11 protein-coding genes, 2 pseudogenes and 1 other annotated feature are annotated in these 11,639 nt (G+C 59.5%); of the genes and pseudogenes, 6 read left to right on the top strand and 7 right to left on the bottom strand.

The features are described from left to right. The first annotated feature begins 2 nt into the window (after positions 1 to 2). Positions 3 to 1,340: an IS4 family transposase gene (locus tag AC10V3_RS36515; protein ID WP_490924587.1), complete on the top strand. Its 1,338-nt coding sequence runs from the start codon at positions 3 to 5 to the stop codon at positions 1,338 to 1,340. On the opposite strand, the gene AC10V3_RS36510 is transcribed toward AC10V3_RS36515, so the two are convergent. Then, a protein-coding gene (locus AC10V3_RS36510; protein WP_490924586.1) for an IS3 family transposase occupies positions 1,312 to 2,489 on the bottom strand; the annotation gives its coding sequence in 2 pieces (ribosomal slippage) (positions 1,312 to 2,201 and positions 2,201 to 2,489; 1,179 coding nt in all). The two genes, AC10V3_RS36515 and AC10V3_RS36510, sit on opposite strands and share 29 nt — an antisense overlap. Next, positions 2,095 to 2,211: a sequence feature (AL1L pseudoknot), on the bottom strand. Its footprint overlaps the gene before it by 117 nt. A gap of 53 nt (positions 2,490 to 2,542) precedes the next feature. Between AC10V3_RS36510 and AC10V3_RS36505 the strand changes: the two are divergent. Continuing rightward, positions 2,543 to 2,638: pseudogene (locus tag AC10V3_RS36505) on the top strand (IS6 family transposase); the annotation flags it as partial. Between the two features lie 61 nt (positions 2,639 to 2,699). On the opposite strand, the gene AC10V3_RS36500 reads toward AC10V3_RS36505, so the two are convergent. The 5 genes from AC10V3_RS36500 to AC10V3_RS36480 all read right to left on the bottom strand — a co-directional run bounded on the left by AC10V3_RS36500 (position 2,700) and on the right by AC10V3_RS36480 (position 6,813). Continuing rightward, a complete protein-coding gene (locus AC10V3_RS36500; protein WP_490924675.1) occupies positions 2,700 to 3,428 on the bottom strand; it encodes a TerC family protein in 729 nt (242 codons plus the stop codon). A 348-nt stretch (positions 3,429 to 3,776) separates the two neighbouring features. Continuing rightward, on the bottom strand, positions 3,777 to 4,211 hold the full coding sequence (locus tag AC10V3_RS36495) for a universal stress protein (RefSeq protein ID WP_490924585.1): 435 nt from the start codon (positions 4,209 to 4,211) through the stop codon (positions 3,777 to 3,779). 133 nt (positions 4,212 to 4,344) lie between these two features. Continuing rightward, entirely contained in the window at positions 4,345 to 4,764 is a 420-nt protein-coding gene (locus AC10V3_RS36490; protein ID WP_490924584.1) for a MarR family winged helix-turn-helix transcriptional regulator, read from the bottom strand. A 316-nt stretch (positions 4,765 to 5,080) separates the two neighbouring features. After that, positions 5,081 to 6,346 (bottom strand): IS256 family transposase, encoded by a 1,266-nt coding sequence (locus AC10V3_RS36485; RefSeq protein WP_490924583.1) that lies wholly within the window; start codon positions 6,344 to 6,346, stop codon positions 5,081 to 5,083. A 245-nt stretch (positions 6,347 to 6,591) separates the two neighbouring features. Then, positions 6,592 to 6,813, bottom strand: coding sequence for a hypothetical protein (locus AC10V3_RS36480; protein ID WP_490924582.1), 222 nt, complete (start codon positions 6,811 to 6,813; stop codon positions 6,592 to 6,594). 1,335 nt (positions 6,814 to 8,148) lie between these two features. On the opposite strand from AC10V3_RS36480, the gene AC10V3_RS36475 reads away from it, so the two are divergent. The 3 genes from AC10V3_RS36475 (at position 8,149) to AC10V3_RS36465 (ending at position 10,410) form a co-directional block, all read left to right on the top strand. Next, the gene (locus AC10V3_RS36475) at positions 8,149 to 8,913 is read left to right on the top strand and encodes a metallophosphoesterase (RefSeq protein WP_490924581.1); all 765 of its coding nucleotides are present in this window, start codon (positions 8,149 to 8,151) and stop codon (positions 8,911 to 8,913) included. A gap of 88 nt (positions 8,914 to 9,001) precedes the next feature. After that, a complete protein-coding gene (locus AC10V3_RS36470) occupies positions 9,002 to 9,607 on the top strand; it encodes a sigma factor-like helix-turn-helix DNA-binding protein (RefSeq protein ID WP_490924580.1) in 606 nt (201 codons plus the stop codon). Next, a complete protein-coding gene (locus AC10V3_RS36465; protein WP_490924579.1) occupies positions 9,604 to 10,410 on the top strand; it encodes a C40 family peptidase in 807 nt (268 codons plus the stop codon). Before AC10V3_RS36470 ends, AC10V3_RS36465 begins: the two co-directional genes overlap by 4 nt. 300 nt (positions 10,411 to 10,710) lie before the next feature. Here AC10V3_RS36465 and AC10V3_RS36460 read toward each other — a convergent pair. Further along, positions 10,711 to 10,846: pseudogene (locus AC10V3_RS36460) on the bottom strand (IS5/IS1182 family transposase); the annotation flags it as partial. A 130-nt stretch (positions 10,847 to 10,976) separates the two neighbouring features. On the opposite strand from AC10V3_RS36460, the gene AC10V3_RS36455 reads away from it, so the two are divergent. Further along, positions 10,977 to 11,573 (top strand): protoglobin domain-containing protein, encoded by a 597-nt coding sequence (locus AC10V3_RS36455; RefSeq protein WP_490924674.1) that lies wholly within the window; start codon positions 10,977 to 10,979, stop codon positions 11,571 to 11,573. Positions 11,574 to 11,639: the final 66 nt, after the last annotated feature.

Raw genomic sequence — 11,639 nt, 5'->3', positions numbered from 1 at the left:
ACATGCAGCGAGAGGCAACGAGTTGGGCAGCGGCAGAATTCAAGGACATTGACTTGGGCGACCAGCGCCTGAACAAACGGGCGGTGCTGCTAGCGGAGCGGCTCGCAGAGAAGCCGACGGCAAGCATACCCAGCGCATGCGGCGGGTGGGCGGAAACGGCTGCGGCGTACCGCTTCCTGGCTCAGGATGAACTGGACTGGCGCGATATTCTGGCGCCCCACTGGCAGAGTTCGGCCGAGCGGATGCGAGCTTGCGAAGTGGTGCTATGCATCCAAGACACCACGGAGTTGGACTTTAACGGCCAGACCATCACAGGCTTGGGGCCGCTGTCGTATGAGGCGCAACGCGGGCTGTATCTGCACCCGACTTACGCGGTAACGCCATCGCGCGAACCGCTGGGCGTGCTTGACGCCTACATGTGGGCGCGCGAGCCAAAGGGTGCGGATGGCGTGCGCCCCGGCATCAAGGAAAGTACCCGCTGGACCGAAGGATATGAGCGAGTCGCCGAACAGGCGGCCGCACTGCCTGCCACGCGACTCGTCTATGTGGCTGACCGGGAGTCGGACATCATGGCGCTGATGGTCAAAGCGAAGGAGTTGGGCCACCCGGCGGATTGGCTACTGCGCTCGCAGCACAATCGCACCTTGCCTGGCGGCGGCAAGCTGTGGGACCAAGTAACTGCGGGTGAGCCAGTGGGCAGGATTCACTTTACGCTGGCAGCCCGTCAGGCTCAGCCAGCGCGCGCGGTACGGCAGCAGGTGTGGGCACAACGTGTCGCGTTGCCTGATGCTGCAGGCGGCGTGGTGAGTGCCACGTGTATCGTAGCCCGGGAGGTCGACCCGCCGGCCGGCGTCAAACCGATTGAATGGCGACTGCTGAGTAATCGCGAGGTGGACGACCTTGACGAAGCAGCACAGCTTATTGACTGGTACCGCGCGCGCTGGGAAGTGGAACTATTCTGTCACGTGCTCAAGAACGGCTGTCGGGTCGAGGCGCTGCAACTCGCATCGATGGCACGGCTTGAGCGTGCCTTGGCGCTGTTCATGGTGGTGGCATGGCGCATCGCTCGGTTGATGCGACTGGGCCGAACTTGCCCGGACCTGGATGCAGGGCTGTTGTTCGAGCGCGATGAATGGCGCGCGGCATTCATTCTCAACAAGAAGAAGCCGCCGAAGACGTCACCGCGTCTGAACGAGGTCGTGCGCTTGGTCGCTATGCTCGGCGGCTTCCTGGCGCGCAAAGGCGACGGCGAACCCGGAGTCAAGACCATCTGGCAAGGCCTGCAGCGAGTGGTGGATTTCGCCGCAGGCCTCAGGTACGCCCGTGAACTTGACGACTGAGATGTGTGTAATCAAATGGATTGAACCAGGCTACCCATTCCAGCGTGGCCAGTTCAACGGATTCACGCGTCTTCCAGGCAGTACGACGATGGATCAGCTCAGCCTTGTACAGGCCGTTAATCGTCTCAGCCAATGCGTTGTCGTAGCTGTCGCCGCGGCTACCAACCGATGGTTCGATGGCCGCCTCGGCCAGGCGCTCGCTATAGCGAATGCTGACGTGCTGCGAACCCCGATCGGAGTGGTGGATGAGAGATCCATCATTGCCAGGCTGGCTAGCGTAAAGCGCCTGCTCAAGTGCGTCCAGAACGAAATCCGTGGTCATCGACGAGCTGACACGCCAGCCGACGATGCGTCGGGCGAACACGTCAATCACAAACGCAACGTACAGCCAGCCCTGCCATGTCGAAACATAGGTGAAGTCCGAAACCCAGAGCTGGTTCGGCCGCTCGGCCCTGAACTGACGATTGACCAGGTCCAGCGGGCGCGCTGCTGTCGTATCTGGAGTTGTCGTGCGAACCCGCCTGCCGCGAATCACGCCGCGCAAACTCTGCTGCTTCATCAGCCTCTCGACCGTGCAGCGCGCCACCGTGATGCTCTCGCGGTTCAACTGCTTCCAAACCTTATCGGCCCCGTACACCTGCATGTTGGCCTGCCAGACTCGCTTGACCTCGGGTCGCAGCAATTCATCTCGTTTGGATCTTGCAGAGCGCCGCGACGGATCACGAAGCTGCGCAGCATGGCGCCGATAGCCCGACGGGGAAATCCGCAAGACTTTGCAGATCGGCTCGACCCCGAAGACGTCGCGATGCTGATCGACAAAGGCCTTCAGGACTTCAGACGGCGGTCGAGCTCCGCCTGGGCGAAAAACGCGCTCGCCAACTTCAAGATCTCGTTGGCTCGGCGCAGTTCCTTTACCTCGCGCTCCAGCGCCTTGAGGCGTTCACGCTCCGACGTGGTCACGCCGTCGCGCTCGCCGCTCTCGACTTGCTCTTGCTTGACCCACCCTAGCAGCGTCTGGCTCGTGCAACCGATCATCGGTGCAATGGATTCGACTGCCGCCCACAGCGACGGATGCTCGCTACGCTGCTCTCGAACCAGACGTACGGCCCGCTCTCGGACCTCGGGGGAATACTTGGTTTGCTTGCTCATAGGCTCCATTCTCTCAAGAGTTGGAGCCTCCACTAAACCCGGGGCGGTTCAGCATCGAGTTGATGCATATGATCGCCAAGGGACAGATGCAGTACCCCGATGGGAGCACTCCGACCGCTGCAGAGCAATTCTATTCCTTGGCCGCTTGAGCGACTTTTTGACTCGCCCACTTCGCTCGTCACCACGCCCTTATTGCGACAGAGACACACCTTACGTCGCCGCAGACCTCTCACTGACTGACATGTTCCGCCGCCTGCGTGCCACAAGCCATTTCCCTGAGGCAATGACCAGCAGTGCAATGACGATTTCTACAGTCAATTTGAGCATTGAACTGGGCTGACCCAAGTGCTCGACAACAACGACGTCAGTTATCAGCATGCCACCGGCAATCCAGCCCAGCAATCCTGCACCCAATGTCACGACCACCGGGAAACGATCTATCAGTTTCAGTACCAGCGTGCTGCCCCACACAATGATCGGTACACTCACACACAGGCCAAAAATCACGTAATACAGATGATGATCCGCGTGGGTATTCTGGGCTGCGCCTGCAATGGCAATAACGTTGTCCAGACTCATCGCAAAGTCGGCAACAATAATGGTTTTGACGGCAGACAAAACCGATGTACCACCGGTTGTTATCTTCCCGTGCTCATCTTCCTCAGGCGCAAGTAGCTTGATTCCTATCCACACCAACAGGACACAACCCACCACCTTAAGGAAAGGAATTTCCAGCAGCGTGAGTGCAAACGCGATGAGCAAGACTCGAAGCAAGATGGCACCGACCGTGCCCCAAAGTATGCCTTTAATCCTTTGCCTGACTGGCAAGTTGCGACAGGCCAAGGCGATGACAACAGCGTTGTCGCCACCGAGCAAAATATCAATCAGAACGATCTGGAATACGGCGCCCCAATGGAGCGTCTCGATGGATTCGAGCATAAACGTCCAGTCCAAAAATGAAATCCAACATCGGCATAACCCGGAGAGACCGCCCGTGGAGAGGGCCAAAACAGCTTCCACAATGCGGTCACAGCGCTCTTCTGCAAATGAGAATGCATCTTCAAGCGCGACATCCATTTGCACGGGACAGCGCTTCGCGCAAGAGTTCGCGCGCACGGAAGAAAAGCAGGTACGCACCGTGGCCTTGGGAATTTCGACACATTGCGCAACCTCTTCGACGCTCGACTCATCAAGTGCCCGCAACGAGAACACTTGCAATGGGGCTCGACTATCTTGTAGCGTTTGGCCTTCTGCCCGCTTCCATGCCCAGCAAATCCGCGGAAGGTCCTAGCGATAGACGAGGACCGGAATCGTGCAATGCGTGAGGACCTTCTGCGTTTCACTTCCGACCAGCAGACCGGCAAGGCCCCGTCGGCCGTGGAATGCCATGAAAATTACATCGCAACCGTGTCGGGTGGCTGCCGTCACGATGTCCCTATATGGTGTGGTCGAGGTCGTCAAATCGGTGCCACAGGCGACACCCTCCGCCTCTGCAACCGCGACGATCTGGTTCAGGCGAGCACGCGCGTCCGCCGCAGCGTGCTCCTCGAATGTCTTGCGTGTCTGGTGACTCGCATCGCTCGATTGCAGGAAGGGATATTCATCCATGCAAGTGAAGGCGGTGATCTTCGCGCCGCTTGACTTCGCAAATTCGATGGCAGCCGCCGCAGCTTTCCTGGAGAGATCGGATCCATCGGTGGGTAGCAGGACGTGCTTGAACATCTTATAGCTCCTTCTATTGAATGCCGCGGGTGGCTATCTCTAAAGGATAGACTTGTTTCTCCGCGGGACATCGTTTGAGATCTCGGCATTGCCCATGCATCGCAAGCAAATGCGTCCATCCGGCCAAAAGAGGCTAGGGTATCGACAGTTTTGCTATCTTGAAAACCGAACCCAATGACTTGAGCTCGATTTTGTGAAGCGCTGCCAGATGCATCAGGCAACGCTCACCTCGCGCCACCAAATGCACTTCCACCTGGCGGTGATCCGCGTCACTCTGCAAGCGGGTCACCAACCCTGCCGCCTCGCAGCGCGACACCAAGGCGACGACGCCGTTTGGGGCGGCTTGCAAGCGTTCTGCCAATTCCCCAATCGTTGCCCAATCGCGATCGCGGAAGCCTTTGATATGTAGCAGCAGCAGATACTGTAAGAGCGTGATGCCCTCCGCGCGCGCCGCTACTTCGGAAAATCGCAAATAGCGGCGCAGTTCGTACCGAAACTCGGACAGCGCTTCGAAGTTCTGCTTTGTTACGTCGTATCGCGTGTCAGGATTCATACTCTGCTCCCTGGACATCGCCGGTGATTCTTGGTCGGCCCAACATTGGACTGCTATTGCAGCGAAGCATGTGCCTTGACCAACCAAGTCCCTGTCAAGCTGGCGTCACCTCTTGGCAGGCGTCGTGACACGGTTGTCGAGCTTACGCTCTAGTTTCATATAGGTAATGGCAACCACCAGTCCGAACACGAGATGTGTAACGAGGCTAGCAGCGCCGCGCGCATCCCCGAACCACGGAAAAACTCGAGTCATGCCGTAGAAGTCCAAGCCGAGCTAACGTCAAGAGTGGTGTATGGGCATTTGATGGCGGTCGATTTCAAGCGGCGAGTTTCTGCTGAGCCGGTCGATCGTCTTGTACCGGTTCGCCGTCCTTGAAGGCAATGCCTTCCAGCAACGGCTTGATCTGTTCAGCGCCGTTGATGCGGCGCCAGGTCTTCTCCGCTTCCTCGATCAGCTTGAACGCCAGGCCGAGGAAGGTCGCTCGGGACACGCAGTTGCGCGTGCGCGTCGTACGGTGGCGCACCGTCGCGAACGTCGACTCAATCGCATTCGTGGTTCGGATGTGCTGCCAGTGCTCGGCTGGGAAGTCGTAGAATGCCAGCAGACTATCTCGATCCTTGCTGAGCACACCCACAGCCTTGGGGTACTTGGCACCGTAAATCGTCGCAAAGCGGTCAAACGCCACATAGGCATCCGCCCGGGTAGCCGCCATCCAGATCGCCTGCAGATCCGCTTTCGCGCGCCCCTGTTGCGACTTCGGCAGCACGTTGAGGACGTTGCCCATCTTGTGGAACCAGCAACGCTGAGGCAGCGTGGCAGGGAACACTTCCGAGAGCGCCGCCCAGAAGCCCATCGCGCCATCGCCGACCGCCAGCAGCGGGCCCGCTTGCAGACCGCGCGCTTTCAGATCCAGCAGCACTTCCTTCCAGGAATCCTTCGATTCCCGATAGCCGTCACCGATCGCAATGCGCTCCTTCTTGCCTTCCGGCGTGACCCCGATGATGACCAGCAGGCATTGCCCATCCGAGCCCTCGCTACGCAGACCCGTGTGGATGCCGTCGGCCCACCAGTACACGTAGCGCGACTGCGCCAGGCTTCGCTGCCCCCAGCGCGTATGCTCGTCTGCCCACTGCGCCTTCAGCCGGCTCACCACATTGGCCGACAGTCCCTTGGCTTCCTCACCCAGCAGCACCGACAGCGCCTCGCTCATGTCGCCTGTCGAGATTCCCTTCAGATACAGCCAAGGCAACGCCGCGCTCACCCGCGGCGACTTCCTCACATACGGCGGCACGATCGATGAGTTGAATTTCACGCCAGACCCGGATCGGTCGCGCACCTTGGGCACCTTCACCGCAATCGGTCCGGCTGCCGTCAGCACCTCCCGTTCCGGGAGGTAGCCATTGCGCACCACAGCCCGCTGCCCACGCAACGTCCTGACGTTACCGAATCGCTCAAGCAATTCCCCAAGCTCCAACTCGATCGCCTCCTGGATGACCTGCCGGGCCCCGCGCCTGATCAGCTCGTCGAGCCCCAGACCGATTTCCGATAGACCGACAGCCTGCTTTTCCTTATCCTTACTCATGGTGGAGCGTTTCCTTGTGCTGGTTTCTGACTTCGACAATCAGATTCTCAGTTGAAACCTTCACCGCCTTCAACTCCCTGCCTCAACTCCCCGCCCGTACACCACTTTCAACTCTAGCTCATAGACAACCAGTCCAAAGATGACACCCGCTAGAGCGGCCATACCGATACTCGAGACAAAACTAAACGACGCCATGATTGCTGCCAGGACCAGTCCGAAAATGACGGACAGCGCAAAGTGAACCACTAACGCCACCAGCGAAAGGTAGGCTGTAGCGAAACAACACTATGCCCCATGACTATGGCTGCCGTCATTTGCAACGGTACCCACGGGCTTGTTCCAAAGATCCACGTCGCCAGCACTTCCAGTAGCAGAAAGATCACCCCCGCAGCAAGTCCGGCGATGACGGCGACGCGCCAGTCTGGCGTTCGACGCGCTAAGTGATGCGATTGCGTGCGAAGTTCCATGATGTCCTCCTGCAGTGAGCGAGGCCTGGTGACACCGTCTCCGACGACAAACTTGGCAAGAAGCACGGCAAACCCAGCCTAGGCAGACAGATGCAGCCGGACCGAACGCGAACAGCGTGTTTCCTGGACCCGGTAGAGCATGTCCTCATACCTAAATTTATATCATACTATGATATATTCAAGCCGATAGCACTCGATGAACCACGCCGGGAACCCCTTGTGGTCCACGCAGAATATTCGTGGAAGTGCGGCACCACCCGCAGATACGGCTTTAAGGTCTTGCCTGCGGATATCGGACGATATGTTTCTGGTCATAGACCCGATCAGCATGGGTCCGAGATGGCTTGCGCAGTGGGCGGCCCGACATCCCAGGACCGTAGGCGAACAGGACAGGGTCATTTGCGATGGCCTTCCCCATCGTTCCAAAGGCCATCTGGAAATCGACGTGCACGTGTAGGGCGGCATCGCCCTCCTGAACCTACTCTCACGACAGCGACCTGATCGGCGCCCAGGCTTGTTCCTCGAGCGAGCGCGATCTCATTGCGGCGCGCATCCCTCTATGCTGGCAATGCCAGGGGCGAGCGGTGCTGATGATGAAACGCATGCCTTCCTTCAATTGAGCAGGACCTGGTGGCGAGCGTAGCGGCGCGCTGTGGCGCGCCTGCGATTGGTGTAAGGCCGGCAGTGCGCGCTGGTTCTCGAAAGTGCCGTGTCCGGTGATCGATCCTGATGCGAACGAGTCATGGAACACCGACCATGGTCACAACGATTTCAGGTACTCGATACCTACGTGCCTTCTTCAATCACGGCTGCCTGGCTCGATGCCCGACTGCCCCCACCGTCTCCCGAAGAGCTGCCACAGGCTGCAGCAGTCAGCACCGCGACGGCGGCCGTTATCGTATTGAGCAAGCCTCGCCACGCCGTCGCTGGATGCGGCTGCGGTGCAGGCAGGGATTACGGTTCAGGCATGAGCACCGGCAGTATCTTGTTCATGGTTCATATCCTTGCTGACGGGTGAACGGACGGCAACGGACGAACGGCAGGCAATCTATCGCCGGTGGCAACGGTCTGTGCTTCCGGCGACAAACCACCGAAGCCAGAAGGAATGCCGATGTAGGCGCGACGACGGGCTCGCCCACGAGTTGTCTGATCAGACGCTCAGACATAAGGAAGCTGTCTGCTCGCTTGCCGATGGCCGTTAGACGTGCACAGCAATGAAAAGGTGACAAGCCGCACGAACTCACTGCACGGTGTGAGGCAGTAGGAGCCATCGACTATGATGGAAAGATCCGGATATGTGACCAAACCTTGAGCCGCGCCAAGGTAGGGGCTGCCATGAAAATCGCACTACTGTCGGACCTGCACCTGTCCCTCCATCCGATGGAGCCGCCCAGAACGGGCGCCGATGTGACCGTGCTCGCGGGCGATATCTGCCGCCCAGAGGCGGCGATCAACTGGGCGAAGCAGCTCCGCCAGCCCGCGCTGTTCGTAGCCGGCAATCACGAGTTCTACGGGACGGACCTAATGACGACCATGACACAGCTGCGGGCTCACGCTGATGGCAGTTCAGTGCGCGTGCTGGAGCGCGCCGAAGCGCTCTGTGGCAACGTGCGTTTCCTAGGTTGCACGCTCTGGTCCGACTACCGGCTCTACCGGCGTGCGGATGAGAGGGAGCTTGGCCTGCGACAGGCCACCGAACTTGTGCGCGATTTCTCTCATATTCAGGTTGCCCCCGACTTTGAGCAGAAATTTACCCCAGCGCTATCGCAGTTGCTGTTCGACGGCTCGGTCGCATGGCTGGAGCAGAAGTTTCGCGAGCGGCACGACGGCCCAACCGTGGTGATCACGCACTTTGCTCCGTCGCGCGACAGCATTCACCCCAGGTTCTCCCACTCGCTGCTCAACGCGTGTTTCGTTTCGGATCTCAAGGCCCGCATCCTGCGATGGCAGCCTCAGCTCTGGATGCACGGCCATACCCACGACAGCTTTGACTATCGAATAGGCGACACGCGCGTCATTGCCAATCCTAGAGGCTACGTACGCAATGGGGTGGCCGAAAACCCGTCGTTCGACCCCGAACTTTTGGTCGAAGTGACCTAGATTGCTGGCCGTGCTCCCCCCTCCTCTGTCACCTTCATGCAACTGCATGCGTCGAATGACCAGAAGCCGGAAAAGGAGCCTCACGCCAATGGACCTGGCCGAACAGATGAAGCCCCATTTGCACAACAAGTTCAGTTTTGCCGGCCAGCTCTGCGACGCGGTAGTCAGCCATGTTCTCGGCGAGCTCCACCAGCGAGGACTGATCCGGTCCCACGGTTTGACCTTCGCCCATCGCGTCAAGTCGGCATGCGGCAGGGATGCGCAAATCATTCGCTTGGCTGCCGCGATGAACTTTGCCGAGCCAAAGCCGCAAGTGTGGTTGCAAGATGATCCAGACCGACAACCGGATCGCGTCGCCATGCGCTCGGAAATCCGCCAGCTGATGGAGGCGCGCATCGACCTGCTTCCAGACACCTTTCGCAGCATCTTTGTGCTGCGCGCGGTCGAGGAATTGAGCGTCGAGGAGGTTACCCAAGCGCTGGAGATCTCAGAGGCGACGGTGCGCCCACACTTTTTTCGCGCTCGCAACCTGCTGCGCGAGGGCTTGTCGAGTGACATCGACGCGTTCATTGGCAATGCGTTCGCCTTTGACGGAGAGCGGTGCTATCGCATCGTTGTGGCCGTGCTGACACGGGTTGCAGCGGATCGGGAATCCCCCATGGGGTCACCCCTCTGCTCAAGAGGGCGCGAATGAACGCGCTGCTCGCGTTCATTGGAGCGCACCTGGCGGAATACCTTGGCGCGCCGAAGCGACAGGGCTCGCTGGTGGCGACCGTCGCGCCGGGGTTGCTTGCCGCGGCACTGCGTCCTGGCGACGTGCTTCTGGTCGAAGGCAATACGCGCATCAGCGTGGCGATCAAGTACCTGACGCAATCCACCTGGTCGCACGCGGCGCTGTTTGTGGGCGATGCGCTACCGCCTCCGGCCAGCGGCGGGGAGCGCCCAACCTTCGTCGAAGCAGATCTGCGAGGCGGCGTGCGCGCGGTGGGCCTGAGCGTGTTCGCCGGCTTGCACACGCGCATTTGCAGGCCCGTCGGGCTGTCGACGCAAGACGTGCAGAAGCTCGTCGCGCATACGATCGGACGCATCGGCCAGCAGTACGATCTGAGGAATGTGATCGATCTCGCGCGCTACCTCATTCCGACGCCGCCCGTGCCGGCGCGATGGCGGCGGCGCTTGCTTGCCCTGGGCAGCGGCGAGCCAACGCGAGCGATCTGCTCCACCCTGATCGCTCAGGCATTCCAGACGCTGCGCTATCCGATTCTGCCCGATGTGACCCGGTCGGGCTCCGCCGATCCCGCCTGCCAGCACTGTCATCGCGAAATTCTGCACATCCGTCACCACAGCCTGTACACACCACGGGACTTCGACCTCTCGCCCTACTTCGATGTGGTGAAGCCGAACCTGCTCGCTGACTTCGACTACCGCGCGCTGGCCTGGGCCGACGATACACCCGCCGTGCAGGATGCTGGTAGTAGCCGGCGCGCCAGCGCTTAGCCTGCCCATCTATCCCATCACCCGGGAACCCAACAATTGGACAGCGACGTGTGTCTCGGCCCCTGGCAACGAGCATCCCGGGCTGTTGCAAAGGGCGCGGTGGGTTACACTCGGGTGGCCTGTATATATCACGATATGATGTATTATTAATAGTGTAAAGTTTTCGCTGGGGCCACCTCACACCATTGGACGGACCTCCCGGCCTTCACCCGGCCGGGTGGAAAACTTGTAGTCCAACGCAGCAGGCAGCTCATTCGCCAAGGCACGAAATTCAAATTTCGAATTCTGCTGTAGGAGGGCCTAACAAACTGACTTCCTGAGGTGGCGCCAGCAGATGATGCAGCAGGCAGGCGAACTTCAAGAAGGCTTCGTCGATGACGGCGAGGCACTCGAATTGGACGCGCAAGCGCTTGAAGTTGGGCAGCCAGGCAATCGTTGACAGACCAGCCGCTCACGGCGTGGAGTTCCCTCTGCCGAAGAGTGAGGTCTTGATCCGACCCGGCAAGCCGCCTATCGTGACACAGGGATGGTGTGTGTCACGCCTCAAACCTTCAAAGGAGCGCACGATGAGTCAGGATAAGGAAATTCCCGGCTACCTCTACGGTTCGTCCGACATCCCAAGTTCCCCCATCACGATGACTGAGTTCGAGTTGATGAAGAAGAGCGTGTTGTTCGGCGACGAGGATGCTAAGTTCCTTCGGCTATCGCATGATGTGCTCAAAGAGCAAGTCGAGGCAATTCTAGATGTCTGGTACGGCTTCGTCGCCTCGAACCCGCATCTGGTCTCGACCTTCGCGAGTCAACTTGACGGAAGTCCGCTCGGTGACTATCTTGCTGCGGTGCGCAAACGCTTTGGCCAGTGGATTCTCGATACGGCGCGTGCCGAGTATGACCAGGCATGGCTTGACTACCAGTACGAGATTGGCCGGCGGCACCATTGGATTGCGAAGAACCGTACCGACGGCGTGGCCGCGACTAGCATTGTTCCATTCAGGGACCTGTTCTTGCTGATCTATCCCATTACGCATACGCTCTGGCCATTTCTAGCCAAGCACGGCCATAGCCGTGAGGATGTAGAAGCTATGCATGCCGCATGGGTCAAGACTTGTTTGCTCCAGGCGACGCTCTGGAGTTACTCCTATGTCATTACCGGGGACTTTTGAGTCCTTCCTGGCTGACATCGCCAGCTCGAGCACGCGGAAAGTTGGAAAGAGGTGAGGAATTCCGGA

This window comes from Cupriavidus sp. PB-02 (assembly GCF_058252315.1).
The sequence above is the reverse complement of the archived record's forward strand: the minus strand, read 5'-3'. Positions and strand labels throughout refer to the sequence as shown.